This is a genomic window from Carnobacterium sp. CS13 (assembly GCF_016653495.1).
Taxonomy (GTDB): Bacteria; Bacillota; Bacilli; order Lactobacillales; family Carnobacteriaceae; genus Carnobacterium_A; species Carnobacterium_A antarcticum.
The window spans coordinates 2,493,937-2,515,986 of sequence record NZ_CP067364.1; the positions used below are offsets into that span (position 1 = coordinate 2,493,937).

The following is a 22,050-nucleotide window of genomic DNA, read 5'->3' on the forward strand; positions in this document are numbered from 1 at the left end:
CAACGGTTTCAAGGCAACAGTATAGCACAGTCTTTATTGCTCAGCTGCACTTCTTGTTTTTGCATTGCTTTCTAAGCTTAAGTATACTTAAGAAAGAAACCAATAGGAAGGAAGTCCGCTATGTGCTTGCTTAATTTCCAATTCCATGAACACCCTAATTACAAACTTATCTTAGTCGCTAACCGTGATGAAGCTTATGACCGCCCAACTGCCGCAGCTCATTTTTGGGAAGACGAACCGTTTATTTTAGCAGGCCGGGATTTGCGTAAGTTCGGAACATGGTTAGGCATCACTAAAACAGGGCGCTTCGCAGCTCTAACGAATGCTCACTCTTCTGCTACAGCCAGTATGGCCAGCCAACCAAAACCACGATCCCGCGGAACGATCGTCCAGCACTATTTAACAACCGAGATGTCCCCAGAAACCTTCTTGCATGATTTACGGAAACAACGTTCTCTATTCGACGGGTTCAACTTGCTCGTTGGAGATTCTGAAACATTGATGCATTACAATAGCCGCCTAGATCAACTCATACCGCTTTCGCCAGGAGCACACGGACTGAGCAATGCTACGCTTGATACTCCTTGGCCTAAAGTTGTGGAAGGCAATCGACGATTAGCGCAGTACGTTAAACAAAGTGCAACTCTATCTCCCACTGTTCTTCTTGACCTTTTTGGAAAGCCGGCTGATACAGCCAACTCGCAAAAAACAAACACAAATCAAGAAACAGATACTCTCTTTATCAGCAGCTCTTTATATGGAACAGTTTCTTCCACAGCCTTATTCATCGATAACAACGATTTTGTCACATTTGCAGAACGACGCTACAATCAGACCGAACAGATTGAAGAAAACCAATTCCAGTTTCAAATCACTCCTTAAAAATCAGGGCTATCCTCTTTGATATCAGCAAACGTCATGACTGTACTCCACGACCTTGAAATTTCTGGCGGAAATCTTCCTGCCCAAGAGTCGCCAATACGATTTAACAAAGAGCCAAAAATACAAAAGAAGCTTTTTGCCAGAGACAGCTGATCCATAAGATTTGCTGGTCTTCGACAAAAAGCTTTTCGTTTTTAGGTTCTATAATACTTAACGTTGGTGAATCAAAATCACTACATTATTTTTTGTGAAAAAATAATTACAGTCAAAATTCACCGTTAGAATAAAAGGTTCCTTCATTTTTGATGTTGATAAAGGAAGGGACTTCATGCTACAAACTTGAAATTTCCGGAGGAAATTCCCACCCTTAAGAGTTACCAACACGATTTGCCAAAGGGCCCGTTTTTAATGGTGATTAAAGTTTATCTGCTTGTTCGAAATCAAGTTCAGTACTCGTTTCACGACCAAACATTTCAACATTGACTTTCAGTTTAGCTTTCTCATATTCAATCTCGGTAACTTTCCCGGTCATACCGCTAAACGCGCCTTCAATGATCGTTACAGTTTCGCCGACTTCAAACTCAACTTCTTTATGACGCGTGCTGATGCCTAAACGACGCAAGATAGCTTCGATCTCTTCTTTTAATAACGGTGCCGGCTTGCTTCCAGCTCCATGAGAGCCAACAAACCCAGTAACACCGGGAGTATTCCGTACGACATACCAAGAATCGTCAGACATGATCATTTCCACTAAAACATATCCCGGAAATGTCTTTTTCATGCTCACTTTTTCTTTCCCATTTTTTGTTTCTGTTTCTTCTTCTTCCGGAATCACAACGCGAAAGATATAATCTTCCATCCCCATACTGTTCGCACGCGATTCGATGTTTTGTTTTACTTTATTTTCGTATCCTGAGTATGTGTGTAAGACATACCAGTGTTTTTCGATTTCAACTTGTTCCATCTCAACCACTCCTATTCTTTTTAGTTCAATTTCAATTGATTTGTTTCATTCTTATTCACGACACACAAAAAAACCTTCATTCACTTAGGATTAAAGAAGGTTCTACGCGCTATCTATTTGCATTAAGTATACCATCTAACGGACAAACCCGCTAGTGGTTCCTGCTAATTTTATAAAATAAAATCAAGAATAGAGACGATTCCAAAGTCAACAACCATAAAGAAAACTGCAAATAATAAACAAACTCCAAAAACTATCAGCGTGTTTTTCTTTAATTCTTTGCTCGTTGGCCAAGTAACTTGTTTCATTTCTCGGCGTACGTCACCGAAAAAGTTTTTTATTTTTCCCATGTTATTCCCTCCGAACGGACACCTAACTGTTTTTTGTTATTTTGTTTCACGATGAACGGTATGTTGATTGCAATATTTACAAAACTTTTTTACTTCTAATCGCTCTGTACGGCCAGCACTGTTGACCTTTTTAGAATAATTTCTAGAGCCGCACACAGAACAGGCTAACGCTGCTTTTTTAGTGTTCATTTTTTTCCACCTATACTTTCTGAATTGGCGAGTAACATCTCCCTAAACTTACCATCACTCTTCCATGGTGTCAATTGTTCTTTTTTCAGCAGTATAACCCTTATCGTAAAATTGTAAATAAACTTCACCAGTTGAAAAGTAAAAATCGCTCAGCTTCCTTTAAGGCAGCCATAAACTAAGGGCCAACAAAAGAATTTCTGCTCCGCTAAAAAGTGAAATATTTTTAATCGCCACCGAAAACGTCTCTTCTTTAACTTGCCGTTGATTAAACTGCGCAAGATTTTCCCTAACAGGAGCCAGTGTGAGCAACACTCCTAATAATACAGGATGCAGCAATTTCAATAGAACAGCCCCTACTACAACTCCGTAAGCAGCATACATTAAAAGATTAAAAAGCCCTACTGCATTCTTTTTCCCAATATAAAAAGGCAGTGTAAAACGATGATTGCTAATATCTTGTTCTAAATCACAAATATTATTGGCCAACATGATGTTGGCAATTAGAAAGACTGTGGGCAGTGAGACAAAAAAGATTTTAATAATCGTTAAGAGGTTGCCCGTTAATGAAAAAACAACTCCTCGAAAAGCTAAACTGAGCAAGAGTTCTGAGGGAATGTTCACATATACCGCTATAAAAAAGATACCAAATCCCATCACTAATCCAGAAACAGCTTCTCCCAGAGGCATTCTAGAAATCGGTACCGGTCCAAATGTATAAAAAACTCCAATAACAAAACAGGCGCCTCCCATAAAGAATAACAATACATTTGTCCGCACTACTAACCATAGGCCAAGGAGCGCTGCTGTTGCCAACATCATTAGAATCAAACGAATCACGATCGCTTCAGAAATCCGTTCTTGCCCAATAATATTGACATCATCTTTGTAGCCATTGTCTTTTGCTTTTTGATAATCCATTAAGTTGTTAATAGCTGTCGTTGTCATATCGAAAATAATCATCGCTAAAAAGAAAACGATCGTATTCCCAAAGTTAACGGCTTTAAAATAATAGCTGGCAAACAATGTCCCTAATAAAAAAGGAAAAAGACTGGCAATTTTGGTTTGAATCTCTACTAATTTAAAAAAAGTTGCTGCCTTCATTACATCACCTGCTTTCTTGAGTCTTATTTATGTTCTTTCACTCTTGTAAAGTAAATGTGTCGTTATTTAAATGAAAGCCTTTTTTCAATCCATCTGTTACATAGACATTACGATCTTTAGTCACAAAAATGGCTTCAACACCTTCTATTTGTTCGATATAGTCCAGTCCAGCTTCAAGCCCATCTGAAAAAGCCGCTGTTGAAAGCCCGTCCCCATCAATAGATTTTTCTGAAATAATGCTGACTCCGGCTATTTCATTGTCAAAAGGGTAACCCGTTTCCGGATCCATCAAATGGTGGTATTGCATTCCATCTACTTCAAGAAAACGTTCGTAAATACCAGATGTCACTATCGTTTGATTGCTGACCGGAATGGAACCCAAGATTTCCCCTCTTGTTTCAAAAGGATCTTGAACACCAACGTTCCAATCTGCGTTTTCAGCTCGCGGACTGTGGCCTAACACAAAAACATTCCCGCCAAGATCCACAATAGCGGTATCTACTTCGTGTTCTTTCAATACTTTGACGACTTCATCGGTGATGTAACCTTTGGCGATAGCACCTAAATCTAACCGCATCCCTTGCTTTGGAAGGTAGACCGTCTGGTTGGCTTCATCAAACTCAACTTGTCGGTAATCTACTAATGTTAAAGCTTCGTCTATTTCAGTTTGTTCCGGTTTTCGGGCATCGTCAAACCCGATATGCCACAATTCAGTCAACGGCCCTATCGTCATATCAAAACTTCCGCGGGTCTCTTCACTGTAAGCATATGCAGCTTCTAATAACTCGTAAACATCTTCCGAAACAGCTACTGGAGCAATACCAGCTTGTTGATTGATCGCTTCAACTTCTGATCCCGGTTCATCCACGGTGATTTTTCCCGCCAATTCTTCCATGCGGTCAAAAACAGCTGTTAACACCTCTTCTTTTCCTTCATTATAAATTTTTACATTTACAACGGTTCCCATCATAAATCCTGTCCGACTATAAGGATCGCTCACTAAGTCGCGTGCTTCGTTTTCTTTGCCGCAGCTTGTAACAATCAACAAAGCAACGATTAAAGAAAAGAGCATTTTCCATTGTTTCATTTCTCAGAACCCCTTTATCACTTTTATCCGTTCTTTGTATTCATTATATCTAACCCGCCGCCTATAAAAACAGTTAAATAGGTCCTAGAAGTTAATCTAAGACCTACTGAGCACGGATGCCGGCTAGCGAAAGATGATTCTTCTATTGATTATTAATTGTCTACCATAATCGTTTCTGTATTTCCTTCTTCAGCAGCATCTACCAATTGTTGAGCATACATCTTGAACGCTTCTGCTGAGTGAGTAGCTCCGGTTACGACTTCAACTTCAGCCGGGTCGCCTTTAGCCACTAACTCTGCATTTAATTCAGGAATGTATTCTGCAGGGCCTGTGCCGGTTTTTTCTTTCATCGCTTCTTGGTAGCCTTCATCTTCTGATTTCAAATTGCCGTCTTTGTCCACATAGTCATAGTTTGATTCTGCAATCTTGCCGTCTTTGACAACCATAGTAAAGTTGACTTTCCAACCATTATCATCTAAGTTTTTTTCTTCTAATTTATAAGTTCCATCTTGTAATTCGCCAACAGTTGCTTCACTTGATAGTACTTCGCTTGATGCCACCTCACTTGAAACCGCTGATGAAGCAGTATCTTCCGTGGCCGTGTTGTCTCCACAAGCTGCCAAAACAATTGCTGAAGTAAAAATAACCGATGCCAACTTAAAACCTTTTTTGATTTCCATAATCATTTACCACCTTTCCTTTAGTCTACTCCTTAGTTTGATAAATAATTCACAACCTAAAGGAATATCTGAGTTCAGTATAGCCTGTTTCGTTTTAGTTGTCTACTTTTTTCACAAGTTTAATGAATCATTTTTTAAAAATAGCATTTCAGTACATTGGATACTAAAAAAACCACAACAATAACTAGACAAACAGATTCTTATCTTATATAATAAACTCGAAGTTACTTGTGAAATAGTTAACTAAATATTTTTTTAAGCAATTTTTATTTTTAGAAATAGACTTTACAAATAACTTTTTCAAGGTAGGTTAATCGCAAGTATGCTCAATAGATCTATTAACTATAAAAGGAGTGGGAAAGATGTCCCAAAAAAATATTGTTGTTGTTGGCGCTGGATTTGCAGGAATTGCGGCCACCAAAAAATTAGCAAAACAATTTAAAAAGAACCCCGACGTAACCATCACACTTATCGATCGGAATTCGTATCAAACGTATATGACTGAATTACATGAAGTAGCCGGAGGACGAGTTGAACCAAACGCTATCCAATATGATCTGCAACGTTTATTTTGCCGTTTGAAAAACGTTCACTTGGTAACAGATACCGTAACCGAAATTGACCACAATAAAAAAACAGTCGTTACCGAAAATGATGTTTACGCCTTTGACTACCTTATCTTAGGTATGGGCGGAGAACCTAATGATTTTGGGACTCCCGGCGTAAAAGAGCACGCTTTTACTCTTTGGTCTTTAGAAGATGCCGTGAAAATCCGCACTCATATAGAAGAAACAGTCGCCAAAGCAGCCCTTGAACGAGATGCTGCCAAACGCAAAGCCATGTTAACGTTCGTTGTCTGCGGCTCTGGGTTTACCGGGATCGAAATGATTGGCGAGTTATTAGATTGGAAAAAACGTTTAGCAAAAGACAATAAAATCGATGCTTCTGAAATCACGTTAACCGTTGTTGAAGCTGCTCCAACTATTCTTAATATGATCTCTCGCAGCGATGCAGATAAAGCAGAACGGTTTATGACCAAGAAAGGTATTCAGTTATTGAAGTCTTCTCCAATCATAGCCGTTGACGCTGAAAGCATTACACTGAAATCTGGTGAAAAAATTTCGACACACACCTTGATTTGGACAGCAGGTGTAAAAGCAAATACGGACACCGAAGCTTTCGATATGGTTGAAGGACGAGCAGGACGCTTGGTAGCAAATGAATACATGGAAGCTAAAGGCCTAGAGAATGTTTATGTTATCGGAGACCTCGTTTATTATGAAGAGTTCAAAGATACTCCAACACCGCAAATCGTTCAAGCAGCTGAACAAACAGGACATACCGCTGCTGAAAACATTATTGCTGCAATTGAAAATACAGAGAAACAGAAGTACGTTGGAAAATATCAAGGATTTATGGTTTCGATCGGTTCTAAATACGGCGTTGCCCACTTAGGCGACAACATTCATTTGAGCGGATTTTTAGCTGTTTTAATGAAACACCTCGTTAACTTGTATTATTTCTTTGGGATTCGTTCAGGCTATTATGCCGTTCAATATATTTTCCATGAATTTTTCCACATAAAAGACCAACGCAACATTTTCCGCGGACACCTTTCTCGCTACGGAAATGTTCTTTGGAGCGTTCCGCTACGTGTTTTCTACGGAAGCATGTGGCTTTTCGAAGGAGTAAAAAAAGTCTTCGGCTTATTTGGAACAACAAGCTGGTTTGGCAATGAAGTCGTTTTGCCGTTCTCATGGTTACAAGAAGCTACAACCGGTGCTTCTGAAGCAGCAGATGCTGGAGAAGCCGTTGCGGAAGTTGCTAAACCAGTCTTTAGTTTGAGCTTTGCGTATGGTGAAGAACCGATGATGGTGTTCTCTAAAGCCCCAGCCTGGTTTGAGAGTTTAATGAAATTTATGGTCCCAACTCCAGAAGTGGCGCTAATTTTCCAAAAAGTAATGACCTTGCTTGAAATTGCCATTGGGTTAGCAATCATCGCCGGTTTGTTTGTTTGGTTGTTGAGTGCTTTGACCATTGGATTAGTTGCTAGTTTCGCATTATCCGGTATGTTCTACTGGGTAAATATCTGGTTCGTTTTCGTAGCGATCGCGCTAATGAATGGTTCTGGACGTGCGTTTGGTTTAGACTACTACGTGATTCCCTGGGTGCAAAAAGCTGCTGGAAAATGGTGGTATGGAACGCCTAGATCTTTATATAAATAAACCGAATAGATATTAATTTGTGTAAAGATGTGTGGAAGCAGAACGTCTCTGTTTTCACTCATCTTACCTTATTAGCAGTCAGCTCCATTAAAATGCTAAGATAGAACAAAGAATGATTTTTTTGACCATTCTTTGCTGTCTCTTACTATTTTTCTTGAACACTCATAATAACTATTAAACTAAGGATGGATGGCCTATGACTAAAAACCAAAAAATTGTTTACATCGCTTTGCTTGCCGCTCAAGCCGTAATTCTTGGTTTAGTAGAAAGAAGCATACCCTTTCCCTTCGCTTTTGCTCCAGGAGCAAAACTAGGTATTGCCAACTTAATAACGATCGTCGCGATTTTTACACTGCCTTTTAAAGATAGTTTCACTGTTGTGTGGATGCGATTGATCATGACTACTTTATTAGGCGGAACATTGTCTACTTTTATGTATAGTTGTGCCGGGGCTCTCCTCAGTTACCTAGGCATGATGATCGTGAAACAATTAGGTTCTAAATATGTCAGCATAATCGGCATCAGCGCCACTGGCGGAATCTTGCATAATGTCGGGCAGTTGATGGTAGCGAGCTGGATCTCACAGACCTGGACCGTGATGCTCTACTTACCTGTTCTTTCCTTTATGGGCATCTTATCTGGCATTGCTATCGGCATTGCCGCTAATTACTTATTGGATCATGTCCGTACACTACGCGATTTTCGTGCTGTCTATTACGATCAGCCTGCCAAAAAGAAAAAACTGACCAAATGGTTCAAACCACTTGAAAGCTAACCGCTTCTTAGCGTTTAGAAAAGAAAGGAGAAAGAGCTATGCAGATCCATCCTTTATGGACAACCTATCCTGAATTAGCAGCAGAATTAGAAAAAACGACCCAATTAATGGGTGAACAAGTTCGATTACGAAACAAAGAAATTGAATCCGTGCTCTTAGATCGTATTCATGCCGGCGGAAAAATGGTCCGACCTGCTTACACTCTTCTCTTTTCTAAATTCGGAAAAGAACAAAATAGCGAAAGAACCCGTTCAGTAGCTGCTGCAATCGAATTGTTGCATATGGCGACTTTGATTCATGATGACATCATTGACGATTCTCCGAAAAGGCGCGGAAAACCTAGTATTCAAGCACAGTATGGCAAAGATGTAGCTGTTTATGCGGGCGATTATCTTTTCACAGTCTGTTTTCGGCTCTTATCAACCTATGCGACTACAGACAATCAAATCGAAATAAATACGAGAGGTATGGAACGCATTTTATTAGGAGAATTAGACCAGATGCATTTGCGTTATAAACAAACGATGACCATTCGAAATTATTTAACTCAAATATCCGGAAAAACGGCTCAGCTATTCTCCCTTGCCTGCTATTCTGGGGCTTTAGAAGGCGGACAATCCGAACGGTTTGCTCGAAACGGATATTACATTGGCAGTCATATTGGAATGGCCTTTCAGATTATGGATGATATCTTAGATTATTCGCAAAGTACAGAAAACTTTGGCAAACCCGTTTTAGAAGATGTCAAACAAGGCGTGTACACCTCTCCTTTGATTTACGCTTTGCGGAAAAATGATCCACGTTTAAAACAATTGATTGCAAAACAAGAACAGATGACCAAGGAGGATGCCCTAGAAGTTCAACAATTGGTTATCAAACTCGGCGGATTAGCTGAAGCTCAAAAGTTAGCAGAAAAATATACGCAAAAAGCTCTCAAACGTATTCAGCAATTGCCCGATCAAGTTGAGAAAGAGATCATTCGCGAAGTTACTCTTAGCTTATTAAATCGCCGACTATAATAAAAAAGCCTTTGAAAAGATGACTAATCTTTTCAAAGGCTTTTTCTACAAGTGTTTAAAAACTTGCAAGAATAGTAGACACATGGGGTATTTCCAGAAAAACTTCAGCTCTCCACCGAAAGTATCCGCTTTCATTTAAGGCTGAATGCATCTTTTAAAACGAGTTTATTGAAGTGTTATCAACTTTTAGACACAAATGAGTCAATCAAATAATTGTTTCATTTTGCGCTTACAACGGTCCAAAGCATTTTTTATTTGAGAGAGGTCACAGTTCAAATTTTCCGCAATATCTTCTACATCGACATTGTGAATATAATCTAAAAATACTTTTTGCTCAAATTCAGACAAAGTCGCTTGATAATCAGCCAGTTTTTCACGTACTTGGAGCAGTTCAAGCGTAGGGGTTTCTACATTCCCGTGCCTTGGATGCTGCATTCCTTCTCTCATTTCAAGCAAGTTATCATAAGATTCTGCAAGCTTTTCAATGGTTCTCTTCTTGGCCATATCTTTTCGCACGAGGCTGAACATATGGTGTTTTAAGTTCAATTTATAAAAATTTCCGAACGTGTGACCTTTTTCACTATCATAAGTATGAATTGCTTTTAAAAAAATCATCCGTGCTTCTTGTAAAAAATCTTCCGCTTCGAAACTTTTCAAATAATAACCGTTTGTCATTTTGATGGCTAAAGCACGGTATCGCTCAAAAAGAATATCAAATGGTTCTTCGTTCCCGCCTTTAATGCTTTGAATCAATTCGCTGTCGCTCATTTGCGTATAAAAATTCTCCTTATCCAACAAATCTTGTTCCTCCTTTAGATGGTCTACTATTCAAGCTAAAAAAATAACAACAATTATATTTTTGAGTCTACTATTCTCGAAAATTCTCAAAAAATAAGCAAGCACCTTATTTTTCTTTCGTTAAGTCATCTCTTAGCTTTTCTAGTGTATCTAATTGGTGGTGATTCCAAGGCGAATTTCGACGGTAATTTTGAAAACGATAATCTTTTGCATCGGCATCGATGGCTTTTTTAGCGCGTTTTAAGTCATTATACAACTCATTAGCCGATTTACGTAACGCACCTCTTTGAAAGACTAACCATTGTTCCGCAAGATCGCTAGTGGCAACGGTTACTTGAGTGATCAGCAGATTTTCTTCTCCGATCATCCGCTCAATATAACTATCCGCTGTTTCTCCTTCTTTCGTAAAAACAACCGATAAATGGTATTTTTTGTACGTTTTCTGGATTCCGGGAACAAGTTGGGCATCAAATACCACGCGTATGTCCATGCCTTCATATTGTTGGTAATTAGCTAACTCATGCAGCAACAAATCACGAGCATCTTCCATCTCATCTTTGTCTTTTAATTTCACTAATTCTGGCCATGAGCCTATCATATTATACCCATCAATAATTAACAATTCTTTTTTCATGATAAATCCGCCCACCCTTCTCATCTTATTTTAACTTATTTTGCAGATCTTCCTCGGAAAACTTCGTACATTAACAAACTAGCTGCAACGCTCGCATTTAAACTTTGGACATGACCTGTCATCGGAATCGTTACCATGCCGTCCATTTGTTCTTTTACTAAACGTGAAATGCCTTTGCCTTCATTGCCAATCACTAACCCAATCGGTAAATTAGTTTCCCATTGCCGATAATCTTGCCCTTCCATGTCTGTTCCATAAAGCCAAACACCACGTTCTTTTAATTCATTGATGGTTTGGGTCAAATTGGTCACACGAGCTACTGGAACATGTTCAATAGCTCCTGTTGAAGCTTTGGCTACAGTAGCGGTTAATCCGACTGCACGTCTCTTGGGTATGATCATACCATGTGCTCCGCTGGCATCTGCTGTACGCATGATGGAACCAAGGTTATGAGGATCTTCTACTCCATCTAAAATAATAAAGAACGGTTCTTCCCCTTTTGCAGCCGCTGCCGCAAACAAATCATCAATCGTAGCATACTGGAACGCAGCTGCAGCGATAACAACGCCTTGATGATTTACTCCATCAACTAACTGGTCTAATTTTGCTTTAGGAACGAACGATACTTGAACACTGCGTTTTTTAGCTAATTGTTGAATCTCATTCATTTTCGAACCGCTTAGTCCTTCTTGAATGAAGATTTTATTGATGTCTCTTTCTGACTTTAACACTTCGATTGCTGGAAGACGTCCTGCCACTAAATCGCGTTCTTCTTCCACCTCTTCAACCGGTTCGACCGGTCTATTTTGCGGTTTTTGACGATTCGGACGTTGTTGGCTCGAGCTTCGTTTTTCAAATTTCTTTCTATCTTTGGACATTATTTGCTACCTCCACTTTCTGAATACACCAGTTGATCAATTCTTCCATACGTTCGGTCTGTTTAGACAAATGCAAATAACCCATTAAGGCTTCAAAACCGGTTGAGACCCGGTAAGTTGTCACAGCAACATTTTTAGCAGACGTATGGCTTTTCGCATTTCGTCCGCGCCGATAGATAGCTACTTCTTCTTCCGTTAAAAAATTTTCTTCTGCCAGCATATCGTGCATCAAGCTGTTTTGGGCTTTAGCAGAAACATATTTAGTGGCAATTTTATGCAATTGGTTTGGTCGGGTCTGCCCAATTTGAACCAAGTGTTCGCGAATATAAATTTCGTAAATCGCATCTCCTACATAAGCTAATGCCAGCCCATTTAAAAGAGCCCAATTTTTTTCTGTCATTTTTTTGTTATCCTCTTCTCCATCTTGTTCCTTGTGGGGTGTCATCTAAAATAATTCCTTCCGCTTTTAGCAAATCTCTGATTTCATCGCTTCTTTGAAAATCTTTATTGTTACGCGCAGCCGTACGTTCTTCAAGCAACTCTTCGATTTTTTGATCCAACAGCTCTTCTTTGCCGAATGTGATCCCAAAAATTTGCATCAATTCTTGAAATTGCGTTAACATTGCTTCTAACACGGTTTTTGAAACTTCTTTTTGCTCGCTGTAGACGTTCATGGCTTTTGCCAATTCATAAACAACTGTGATGCCATTGGCCGCATTAAAATCATCGTCCATTTCTGCTATGAACCGCTGCTTAAATTCAGCTAATTTTTCCAATTCATGCTGGTCAGCCGGTTTTTGTGCGACTGCATCAGCTAATCGATAAGAAACATTATCAAATGCCATGGTTAATTTAGTCAAATTGTTGCGTGCTTCATCGATCGTTGCGTCATTATAGCTGATCGGGCGGCGATACTGAGTCGTAGCCATAAAAAAGCGTAAAATCTGCGGATCGACTTGTTTAATAATATCATGAACCAAGACAAAGTTCCCTAACGATTTACTCATTTTCTCATTATCCATCGTCACGAATCCATTGTGCATCCAATAACGTGCGAACGTATGCCCTGTTTTGGCCTCACTTTGAGCTATTTCATTTTCATGATGTGGAAAAGACAAGTCTTGTCCGCCGGCATGGATATCGATGGTATCGCCTAAATATTTGGTTGCCATCACGGAACATTCAATATGCCAACCAGGGCGTCCAGCTCCCCAAGGAGAATTCCAACTGATTTCATCTGGCTTAGCTGCTTTCCATAAGGCAAAATCAAGCGGGTCTTCTTTTTTTTCATTTTCATTGGCTTCCATCCGATTGCTGGCGCCGATTTCCAGCTCATCAATAGAAATACCGCTCAACTGGCCGTATTTTTTGAATTTACGGGTGCGGTAATAAACATCTCCAGCGGATTCGTATGCATACTCTTTTTCAATTAAAACCGCAACAAATTCAATAATAGCTGGAATGTTATCCATTACGCGCGGATTGGCGGTCGCTTTCTCAACACCCAACGCTATCGTATCTTCATAGTAAGCTTGAATAAACCGTTCAGCTACTTCTGGTGCCGTTAAGTTTAACGCTTTAGCTGCGTTAATGATTTTGTCATCTACATCTGTAAAATTGGAGACAAAATTCACTTGATAGCCTCGGTATTCTAAATAACGGCGAACCGTATCAAAAGCAACGGTGCTTCGTGCATTTCCAATATGAATGTAGTTGTAAACCGTTGGTCCGCATACATACATTTTTACCTTGCCGGTCTCTAATGGCACAAACAATTCTTTTTCTCTTGTTAATGTATTGTATATTTTTAACATATCTATTCTCCTTTAATCATTCATTTATTGAAAAAATTAGTGCGGCAATTTGACACCCGCTTTTTTCACAACTTTTGCCGGGATACCCACTGCTGTAGCATCAGCTGGAATAGATTCTAGAACCACTGCTGCAGCGCCGATTTTAGCATTATTGCCAATCGTAATGGGGCCTAGTACTTGAACATGGGCAGATAAGAGAACATTGTTTCCAATAGTCGGATGACGTTTGCCTTTGTCTTTACCGGTTCCGCCTAGTGTTACCCCATGAAAAATGGTTACGTCTTCTCCGATCACAGCTGTTTCTCCTATCACGATTCCCATGCCATGGTCAATAAACAACCTTCTGCCGATAACAGCTCCCGGATGAATTTCGATTCCCGTAATGAAACGAGAGCCAGCAGCCACAATTCGTGCAATTAAATAAAAACGATGACGGTGAAGGCTGTGTGCCAACCGATGCAATAAGACCGCGTAAAAACTTGGATATGCCAGTATAATTTCAAGTGTACTTTTTACTGAAGGATCATTTTTTTTGATCGTTTGTATATCTTCCTTTAGCCTATTCATCTACCCTTTCCTCGCTTTCATTGCACAATTTAACTTTTAGCAACCAAATGAATGGGTCAAAAAAAACAAAACAGCGCCTTTTATCTGCATAAAAGACGCTGTCTCGCGTGGTTCCACTTTTCTTCGTAGTTTGTCAGGTCTACATTTTTTGTATTCCTTCAACAACTACCTTGGACAAGTTAACGGATGTTAGCCGATAGGTACCTACTGCAGGTTCAATACCTCAACTCAGAGAGGCACTTCGCTTAAACTAAACCATCTGCTTTCACCCATACAGACTCTCTGGAGGTTTCTTTTAAGGTACTCTTTCTCTTCACTGTTTTTTATGCTATTTAATTCTTTCTGTTCTTCGTTTCATATCAAGTCAACTTCGTGCAAGGCTCTTATAAATGAGCAATAGCGGTTTTTAAATGAGCTTTTGTTTTTTCGCGACCCAATAATTCGATTGTTTCTCCTAGTTCAGGACCGTGAGATTGACCGGTTACAGCTACACGAATCGGCATAAAGAGGTTTTTCCCTTTAATGCCTGTTTCTTTTTGAACCGTTTTGATGCCAGCTTTGATGCTAGCGACATCAAAAGTTTCTAATGTATCCAGAACGTCATAAAATGCATGGAGAACTTCAGAAACCGTTTCTCCGGCCAGTACTTCTTTGGCAACCTCGTCCAGCTCTGGAGTTTCAGTAAAGAATAAACTAGACAACTCTACGATTTCAGCGCCGTAACTCATTTGTTCATGGTACAAGCCAATCAGTTTTTGGACCCAAGCTTGTTTGTCAGCTGAAGGGTTTTCTTCTACATAGCCCGCTTTGATCAAGTGAGGCAATGCTAAAGACGTAACCGTTTCAAGGTCTGCTTGTTTCATGTATTGGTTGTTGATCCATTCTAATTTTTTAGGATCAAAAGCAGCTGGTGATTTGCTTAAACGATTCGGATCAAACATTTTAATAAAGGCTTCTTGGTCAAAAATTTCGTCTTCTCCGACCGGTGACCAGCCCAGTAATGCAATAAAGTTGAACATTGCATCCGGCAAGTAGCCTAAATCACGGTATTGTTCAATAAATTGCAGGATACTTTCATCCCGTTTGCTTAATTTTTTCCCTGTTTCGCTATTGATGATCAACGTCATATGGCCAAATTCAGGTGCTTTCCATCCAAAGGCTTCGTAAATCATCAATTGCTTTGGCGTATTAGCAATATGATCATCGCCACGTAAAACGTGTGTAATTCCCATATAATGATCGTCCACAACGACTGCGAAGTTGTATGTAGGCATACCATCGCGTTTAGCGATCACGAAATCGCCCCCAACACTTGCGGCTTCAAAAGAAATATGGCCTTTTACAATATCTTCAAAACTGTACGTGTTTTCTGGCGACACGCGGAAACGAATAACCGGTTCAATTCCTTCTGCTTCTTTTTCGCTTTTTTCTGCTGCGGTCAAATGAGCACAAGTTCCACCATAATGAGGCATTTCTCCACGAGCACGTTGCGCATCCCGCTCTGCTTCTAATTCTTCTTCAGAACAATAACATTTGTAAGCACGATTGCTTAATAGGAGTTGTTCTACCAATGGATCATAAGTTTCCCGGCGTTCTGATTGTCGGTAAGGACCATATTCACCAGGTTTGTCAGGACTTTCATCCCAATCGATGCCCAACCATGCTAAGTTTTCCAATTGGCTTTGTTCGCCATTTGTAATGTTGCGTTTTTGGTCGGTATCTTCAATTCTTAAAATAAAATCTCCACCGTTATGGCGTGCGAACAAATAATTAAATAATGCTGTACGAGCATTCCCAATGTGTAAATGCCCTGTTGGACTTGGTGCATAACGTACCCGAACTTTTTTTGTCATGTTATTTCCTCATTTCCGGTTTTTTATTTTATTTCTAATAAACAAATGGCCATTGCTGCGATACCTTCTTGGCGACCGACAAAACCCATTTTTTCAGATGTCGTTGCTTTTACGTTAACACGTTCTATGCCTATTTGACAATCAATTGCTAGGTTTTTTTGCATTTCTTTTAAATAAGGGTGCATTTTAGGCTGTTCAGCCAACAGAGTGGCATCGATGTTGCCGACACGGTACCCTTTTGATGCCAGCAAGCCGCTGACTGTTTGCAGCAGCTGTCTTGAATCGCTATCTTTAAATCGAGGATCGTCATCTGGAAACAACTGGCCGATATCGCCTAATCCAGCGGCTCCGAGTAAGGCATCAATGATTGCATGAATCAAAACATCTGCATCAGAATGCCCTAGTAGCCCATATTCATAAGGCAACGTCACTCCGCCGATGATACAAGGCCGACCTTTAACCAATTGATGAACGTCGTATCCTTGTCCAACTCGCAGCATAAGATCAGCTCCTTTTTCTTTCTGATGCTCTTTTAATTGTTGCTGAAGAATCGCTTCACCTGTGATCAAATCTTCCGGCGTCGTTATTTTGATGTTGTCATAACTGCCCTCGACCATTGTTACGGCTCCGCCTAAGCGTTCAACCAATGATGCATCATCCGTTCCGAAGAAATGTTCTTCATCCGCTTTTTGATGCGCTTTGAAAATCAATGGACTGCTGAATGCTTGAGGAGTCTGGACTTGCCAAAGTTCAGGCCGCGGCAAGGTTTTTTTGACCTTTCCTAGTTCCACCGATTTAATGGTATCTTTGACCGGCATGCCCAAAATAGCCGAACCAGCAGTATGAACTTTTTCGTTTAGCTGATCGATGCTTTTCCGTTCAATGAACGGTCGCGCTCCATCATGGATCATCACAAAACCTGAAGCTGGCTCATGAAGGCTTTTTAGACCAGCGTAAACACTGTCTTGTCTTTCCCGCCCTCCTACAGTAAACGTAATCGGTGTCTGGGCAGAAGTATTGTCTTTTTTAACCAGCTCTTTCAATAAGGAGATTTCGTCTTCTTTGGCCACTATAATAATGTGCCGGCAGTTTTTATCGCTTAAAAAAGTGTTTAAGGGATAAGCAATCATTGGTTTATTCAGGAGCGGCAATAGAACTTTATTTTCAGAAGCGTTCATCCGCCTCCCATGACCAGCCGCCAATAAAATCAGCTCATAGTCTTTGTTCATCACAAGTCCCCTATTCTTTTTCTTTAATTCCTTTTTGAGAGTGGACGGGTTTCGCAAAAATCATTCGTCCTGCTGCCGTTTGGAGCGCACTCGTTACGACAACTTCAATGGTTTTATTCATAAAGTATTGTCCATCTTCAACAACGATCATCGTGCCGTCATCCAAATAAGCAACACCTTGATTGCGTTCCGTTCCAACTTTGACCACCAACACTGTCATATTTTCCCCAGGTATGACCACAGGTTTTACAGCGTTGGCAAGGGCATTGATGTTTAAAACAGGGACGTTTTGAAATTCACTGACTTTGTTTAAGTTGTAATCATTGGTCACAACCACACCGTCTAACAATTTAGCCAATTTGATCAATTTTGAATCGACTTCCGTAATGTCTTCGAAGTCGCCATCGTACATTTCAACTTCCATATCATTTTCTTTTTGCAGTGCATTCAAAATATCTAACCCGCGGCGTCCGCGAACGCGTTTGAGGCTATCGGAAGAATCCGCAATGTACTGCAGTTCTTGCAGCACAAAATTAGGAATCAAAATAACTCCTTCAAGAAATCCGGTTTTTGCGATATCGTAAATCCGTCCATCGATAATAACACTGGTATCTAAAATTTTGTATTTGCGGAACGTTTCATCTGCTCTTCTTTCCAAAACCTGACTATCGTCTTCTGTATTTTTCTTCGCTTTTGATTGAAACAGCTTGCGCCATTCTTCGCGTCGGGTCGTTCCGATCCGGAAACCTAAATAAGCAAATACGACCATAACAATGATCGGAAAAACATTGCTGATCACTGGCAAAGATAAGCCGATCAAAAATAAACTGCCCAACCAAGCCAAGACCATTCCAATAATCGTTCCAAGGCTGCCAAAAAGTAAATATGTGACGCTTTGTTGGCTTAATAAAAGTTCTAATTTTTTTATGCCTTGTTCAATGTATTTCTCGCTAGGAATAGATAGTAATAAAAATATAATAGCACCAATTAAAATGTTCACAAATGAATTGTTAAATAGTTGATTTGATATATGAAAGATTTCCCATACCATTGGTAAAAAACTCGCTCCTACACTTCCACCAATCAGTAAAAAAATTCCAGTAATAATTTTTTTAGCCAAAATAATCCTCCTTTAGAAATGGCTGCGTTTTTTACTTTTTCAGCAAAAAACGCATGTTCCATTTGATTGTCTTGCTTTTATATCTAAGCGAATGCTTTACGGATCGTATCGGCTATAGTTGTAACACCGACGATTTCAATTCCTTCCGGGAACGTCCAGCCGCCAATGTTGTTTTTGGGTATAAACAAGCGAGTAAAGCCTAATTTAGCAGCTTCTTGAACTCGTTGATCAATTCGGCTTACGCGCCGGACTTCTCCTGTTAAACCTAATTCTCCGATAAAACAGTCTTTAGGCCGTGTTTCTTTTTCTTGGTAACTTGAAGCAATACTGACGGCAATGGCTAAATCAATTGCAGGTTCATCCAATTTTACACCGCCTGCTGCTTTTAGATAAGCATCCTGATTTTGCAGCAATAACCCTGCTCGTTTTTCTAAGACAGCCATGATCAAAGATACACGGTTATGATCTAGTCCGCTAACCGTCCGTTTAGCATTTCCAAACACAGTCGGCGTGATCAGTGACTGAATCTCTACCAAAATCGGCCTGGTACCTTCCATGGCTGAAACAACGGCAGAGCCGGTTGCACCCGCTAGTCGCTCTTCCAAAAACATTTCTGAAGGGTTCACGACTTCGACTAGACCGCCTTCTCGCATCTCGAAGATGCCGATCTCATTGGTTGAACCAAAACGGTTTTTGACTGCCCGTAAAATTCGGAACGTGTGGTGTCGGTCGCCTTCAAAATAAAGCACGGTGTCTACCATATGTTCCAGCATTTTCGGTCCGGCAATCGATCCTTCTTTGGTTACATGCCCAACGATAAAAATAGCAATATTATTTGTTTTAGCAATTTTCATTAAATCAGCGGTACTTTCACGTACTTGGCTCACACTTCCGACCACACTTGAAACATCGGGTTGGCTCATCGTTTGAATGGAATCAATGATCACAAAATCCGGTTGGATCTCTTCGATGGTCTGACGAATGGCAGCCATATCCGTTTCCGGATAAATATAAAAATCTGAACCTTTTACACCTAAACGATTGGCACTCATTTTCAATTGGCCGGCACTTTCTTCGCCTGATACATAAAGAACTTTTCCGCCTGCTTGATTGAGCTGGGCAGAGACTTGCAGCAGCAAAGTAGATTTTCCGATACCCGGGTCTCCACCGATCAACACCATTGATCCAGGAACAACTCCTCCGCCTAATACACGGTTCAGTTCAGCTAGCTTAGTTTTTACTCTGGGGATTTTAGAAACGGTAATGTCTTCTATAGCCTGTGCCTTAGCTGTTTTACCAGCCATACTGACTCGGCTTCTACGATTGTTTTTATCTGCTATTATTTCTTCTTCCATTTGGTTCCATGCGCCACAGTTTGGGCAGCGGCCCATCCATTTTGGGGATTCATATCCACAAGCCTGGCAGACAAACTTTGTTGCTATTTTTTTTGCCACCAATCGAACATTCCCTTCTGATTCATTAAGCTGAATTTAATCTTATTTTACCACAAATAAAAGGAGAATACGCTTTAAAACCACCAAAAAGCCTTTCAAATCCGTTTGTGTTAACGTCACGTTTAGTATAGAATACGCAAATGCTTAAACTGTGATTTTTAAAAGAAGAAACCATGAAGCTTTAGCTCCTGGTTTCTTCTTTTTCTTATGCCATTGTCATTTCAACTTGCCGTTATCTGCCAGATGAACCAAAACCGCCAGATCGGCTTTGCCCGGTTGTTCTTTCGTTATCAGCCTTCAAGAAAGGCATAAAAATTCCTTGTCCAATTCGGTCACCTTTTTTGATCAAGTGATCTGTGATGCCGTAATTAACAAATTGAAAATAAATGTGTCCTTCATTGCTTTCGTTATTGTAATAATCCGCATCAATGATCCCTACTCCGTTAGGCAACAGCAGTTGATTTTTGATCGGGTTGCTGGAGCGGTTGGCTAACTGTAAATACTCATTTTCTCCCATATACGCTTTAATGCCTGTTGGCACCAACGTTGATTTTAAATATTTGCGATTTTCTTCCGGAAAAACAGCATCCGTTGCCAAGGTTTCTTTTGCTTTATTCTTAAACAACACTTTCCAAATCGACGGTACTAAACAATCTTCTGCAGCTTCAAAATCATAACCGGCCGCATGGTTCGTTGCTCTGATCGGTAACTGAATATCTTTTGTTTCGTAATGTGACACACGTTCAAATCCACGTACTTTTTCCATTCTATACTGGGTCCCCTTTAAATCTAGTTCGTTTAATAGAAAACTTTTACATCACTGTATATTATTTTTCAAGATTCCTAAAACTCCTTATTCATTATACCAAAAACCAGGCTTTATTACGATATCTTCCGACTAGCAGGTAGTGACATTTTCGAATCCAATAAATTTCCAATCAACATTTATATTAGGATTTAGTTGGGTCATAACCATTATCCTTTCTCAATGTTTGTTGTGGGAACTATATTGTATTAAACGTTGAACTGACCTTTCTCTTTTCACACCATTATACGGACACTACAGAACTAGACTGGCTTTATCTAACAATTTGCTACTCTTTTTTGGATCAATTGTGAGATAAATGGACTCTAGCTCATAACAGGGTGCGATTTTCCCCTTCAATTGTCACCTATCCACTTAAATCGGCATGTTGCACAAAAAAATGTACAAAAACTTGTGCACTGCTACGTTTCAAAAAGACAGCGTTTACATTACACTGAATGTATTGAGTTACTTATAAACTAATGAATAGGACAGGTGAAAAACATGGTAGAGATCGCTTTAAATAATATTCATAAAAAATACGAAAATAATCCAGAGTACTCCGTAACAGACTTTAATTTAAAAATCAAAGATCGTGAATTTATCGTGTTCGTTGGACCATCCGGTTGTGGGAAATCAACGACCTTAAGAATGATCGCCGGCTTAGAAGATATTTCTGAAGGGGAATTGTTTATTGGAGATACGTTGATGAACGATGTAGCGCCTAAAGACCGCGATATCGCTATGGTTTTCCAAAACTATGCCTTGTACCCGCATATGACTGTTTACGATAACATGGCTTTTGGATTGAAATTACGTAAATATAAAAAAGAAGAAATCAAACGCCGTGTAGAAGAAGCCGCTGAGATTTTAGGCTTAACGGAATACTTAAAACGCAAACCGGCTGCATTATCTGGCGGACAACGCCAACGGGTAGCTTTAGGCCGAGCTATTGTACGGGACGCTAAAGTTTTCTTGATGGATGAGCCTTTATCTAACTTGGATGCTAAATTACGTGTCGCGATGCGGGCTGAGATCGCTAAGTTGCACCGTCGTTTAGAAACGACTACTATCTATGTTACACATGACCAAACAGAAGCGATGACAATGGCCGATCGTATCGTTATTATGAAAGACGGCTTTGTTCAACAAATTGGTTCGCCTAAAGAAGTCTACGACACGCCAGTAAACGTTTTTGTAGCTGGATTTATCGGTTCACCGGCCATGAACTTCTTTAACGTTACATTGAACGGCAATGTCATCACAAATGGAGCAGGTTTAAAATTAACCATTCCTGAAGGCAAAAGTAAAAGTTTGATAGAACAAGGCTATGAAGGTAAAAAATTAGTCTTTGGTATCCGCCCAGAAGATATCCATAGCGAACAAATTGCTTTAGATACCAATCCAAATAGTGTGGTACATGCTGAAGTAGTGGTTTCTGAATTGCTTGGTGCTGAAACGATGCTTTATACTCGTGTGGATGATACGGAATTTATTTCAAAAGTAGATGCTCGTGATTACCATGCTCCTGGTGAATTTATCGATTTAGCTTTTGACTTGAACAAGTCTCACTTCTTTGATACAGAAACGCAAGATGTCATTCGCTTATAATCCCCTGCCTCCTCC

At 39.9% G+C, this 22,050-nt stretch carries 22 protein-coding genes, 1 pseudogene and 1 other annotated feature; of the genes and pseudogenes, 5 read left to right on the top strand and 18 right to left on the bottom strand.

Going from position 1 to position 22,050, the window contains the following annotated elements; genetic code table 11:
• The first annotated feature begins 120 nt into the window (after nt 1-120).
• The gene (locus JHE06_RS11820) at nt 121-882 is read left to right on the top strand and encodes an NRDE family protein (RefSeq protein ID WP_201088881.1); all 762 of its coding nucleotides are present in this window, start codon (nt 121-123) and stop codon (nt 880-882) included.
• A 415-nt stretch (nt 883-1,297) separates the two neighbouring features.
• Here JHE06_RS11820 and nusG read toward each other — a convergent pair whose 3' ends face one another.
• From nusG to JHE06_RS11850, 6 genes are all read right to left on the bottom strand, one after another.
• Complete coding sequence (nusG, locus tag JHE06_RS11825) at nt 1,298-1,846, bottom strand: transcription termination/antitermination protein NusG (protein WP_058919521.1); 549 nt, start codon at nt 1,844-1,846, stop codon at nt 1,298-1,300.
• A gap of 170 nt (nt 1,847-2,016) precedes the next feature.
• On the bottom strand, nt 2,017-2,196 hold the full coding sequence (secE, locus tag JHE06_RS11830) for a preprotein translocase subunit SecE (protein WP_058919522.1): 180 nt from the start codon (nt 2,194-2,196) through the stop codon (nt 2,017-2,019).
• Nucleotides 2,197-2,232: 36 nt separating this feature from the next.
• Nucleotides 2,233-2,385 carry a 50S ribosomal protein L33 gene (gene rpmG, locus JHE06_RS11835; protein WP_058919523.1) on the bottom strand — a complete coding sequence of 51 codons (153 nt, stop codon included), beginning with the start codon at nt 2,383-2,385 and terminating at the stop codon, nt 2,233-2,235.
• A 159-nt stretch (nt 2,386-2,544) separates the two neighbouring features.
• Nucleotides 2,545-3,486, bottom strand: coding sequence for a 1,4-dihydroxy-2-naphthoate polyprenyltransferase (gene menA / locus JHE06_RS11840; protein WP_201088882.1), 942 nt, complete (start codon nt 3,484-3,486; stop codon nt 2,545-2,547).
• A 37-nt stretch (nt 3,487-3,523) separates the two neighbouring features.
• Nucleotides 3,524-4,573, bottom strand: coding sequence for an FAD:protein FMN transferase (locus JHE06_RS11845; RefSeq protein WP_201088883.1), 1,050 nt, complete (start codon nt 4,571-4,573; stop codon nt 3,524-3,526).
• Between the two features lie 152 nt (nt 4,574-4,725).
• Complete coding sequence (locus JHE06_RS11850; RefSeq protein ID WP_058919526.1) at nt 4,726-5,253, bottom strand: FMN-binding protein; 528 nt, start codon at nt 5,251-5,253, stop codon at nt 4,726-4,728.
• 362 nt (nt 5,254-5,615) lie between these two features.
• Between JHE06_RS11850 and JHE06_RS11855 the strand changes: the two genes are divergently transcribed.
• From JHE06_RS11855 to JHE06_RS11865, 3 genes are all read left to right on the top strand, one after another.
• Complete coding sequence (locus tag JHE06_RS11855) at nt 5,616-7,478, top strand: NAD(P)/FAD-dependent oxidoreductase (protein WP_201088884.1); 1,863 nt, start codon at nt 5,616-5,618, stop codon at nt 7,476-7,478.
• 196 nt (nt 7,479-7,674) lie between these two features.
• Entirely contained in the window at nt 7,675-8,253 is a 579-nt protein-coding gene (locus tag JHE06_RS11860) for a Gx transporter family protein (RefSeq protein ID WP_058919528.1), read from the top strand.
• Between the two features lie 38 nt (nt 8,254-8,291).
• Nucleotides 8,292-9,272: a polyprenyl synthetase family protein gene (locus tag JHE06_RS11865; RefSeq protein WP_058919529.1), complete on the top strand. Its 981-nt coding sequence runs from the start codon at nt 8,292-8,294 to the stop codon at nt 9,270-9,272.
• Between the two features lie 201 nt (nt 9,273-9,473).
• On the opposite strand, the gene JHE06_RS11870 is transcribed toward JHE06_RS11865, so the two are convergent.
• The 12 genes and pseudogenes from JHE06_RS11870 to JHE06_RS11925 form a co-directional block, all read right to left on the bottom strand.
• A complete protein-coding gene (locus tag JHE06_RS11870; protein ID WP_236253517.1) occupies nt 9,474-10,067 on the bottom strand; it encodes a sigma-70 family RNA polymerase sigma factor in 594 nt (197 codons plus the stop codon).
• 109 nt (nt 10,068-10,176) lie between these two features.
• The gene (locus JHE06_RS11875; protein ID WP_058920294.1) at nt 10,177-10,704 is read right to left on the bottom strand and encodes an NYN domain-containing protein; all 528 of its coding nucleotides are present in this window, start codon (nt 10,702-10,704) and stop codon (nt 10,177-10,179) included.
• A gap of 35 nt (nt 10,705-10,739) precedes the next feature.
• On the bottom strand, nt 10,740-11,582 hold the full coding sequence (gene rlmB / locus JHE06_RS11880; RefSeq protein WP_082664221.1) for a 23S rRNA (guanosine(2251)-2'-O)-methyltransferase RlmB: 843 nt from the start codon (nt 11,580-11,582) through the stop codon (nt 10,740-10,742).
• Nucleotides 11,569-11,982, bottom strand: coding sequence for a Mini-ribonuclease 3 (locus tag JHE06_RS11885; RefSeq protein ID WP_058919531.1), 414 nt, complete (start codon nt 11,980-11,982; stop codon nt 11,569-11,571). Before JHE06_RS11885 ends, rlmB begins: the two co-directional genes overlap by 14 nt.
• Nucleotides 11,983-11,989: 7 nt before the next feature.
• Nucleotides 11,990-13,396 carry a cysteine--tRNA ligase gene (gene cysS, locus JHE06_RS11890; protein WP_058919532.1) on the bottom strand — a complete coding sequence of 469 codons (1,407 nt, stop codon included), beginning with the start codon at nt 13,394-13,396 and terminating at the stop codon, nt 11,990-11,992.
• Between the two features lie 36 nt (nt 13,397-13,432).
• Entirely contained in the window at nt 13,433-13,963 is a 531-nt protein-coding gene (epsC, locus tag JHE06_RS11895) for a serine O-acetyltransferase EpsC (RefSeq protein ID WP_058919533.1), read from the bottom strand.
• Nucleotides 13,964-14,051: 88 nt separating this feature from the next.
• Nucleotides 14,052-14,289 (bottom strand) — a binding site (T-box leader).
• Nucleotides 14,290-14,346: 57 nt separating this feature from the next.
• Nucleotides 14,347-15,816 carry a glutamate--tRNA ligase gene (gltX, locus tag JHE06_RS11900; protein ID WP_201088885.1) on the bottom strand — a complete coding sequence of 490 codons (1,470 nt, stop codon included), beginning with the start codon at nt 15,814-15,816 and terminating at the stop codon, nt 14,347-14,349.
• Between the two features lie 23 nt (nt 15,817-15,839).
• Nucleotides 15,840-16,316: a 2-C-methyl-D-erythritol 2,4-cyclodiphosphate synthase gene (ispF, locus tag JHE06_RS11905; RefSeq protein ID WP_197409005.1), complete on the bottom strand. Its 477-nt coding sequence runs from the start codon at nt 16,314-16,316 to the stop codon at nt 15,840-15,842.
• A 51-nt stretch (nt 16,317-16,367) separates the two neighbouring features.
• A pseudogene (gene ispD / locus JHE06_RS11910) lies at nt 16,368-17,045 on the bottom strand (2-C-methyl-D-erythritol 4-phosphate cytidylyltransferase); the annotation flags it as partial.
• A 10-nt stretch (nt 17,046-17,055) separates the two neighbouring features.
• Entirely contained in the window at nt 17,056-18,165 is a 1,110-nt protein-coding gene (locus tag JHE06_RS11915; protein WP_058919536.1) for a PIN/TRAM domain-containing protein, read from the bottom strand.
• 83 nt (nt 18,166-18,248) lie between these two features.
• Nucleotides 18,249-19,619: a DNA repair protein RadA gene (gene radA, locus JHE06_RS11920; protein WP_058920296.1), complete on the bottom strand. Its 1,371-nt coding sequence runs from the start codon at nt 19,617-19,619 to the stop codon at nt 18,249-18,251.
• Nucleotides 19,620-19,851: 232 nt separating this feature from the next.
• Nucleotides 19,852-20,385 carry a dUTP diphosphatase gene (locus tag JHE06_RS11925; RefSeq protein WP_058919537.1) on the bottom strand — a complete coding sequence of 178 codons (534 nt, stop codon included), beginning with the start codon at nt 20,383-20,385 and terminating at the stop codon, nt 19,852-19,854.
• Nucleotides 20,386-20,928: 543 nt separating this feature from the next.
• Between JHE06_RS11925 and JHE06_RS11930 the strand changes: the two genes are divergently transcribed.
• Entirely contained in the window at nt 20,929-22,035 is a 1,107-nt protein-coding gene (locus JHE06_RS11930; protein ID WP_058919538.1) for an ABC transporter ATP-binding protein, read from the top strand.
• The last annotated feature ends 15 nt before the right edge of the window (nt 22,036-22,050 follow it).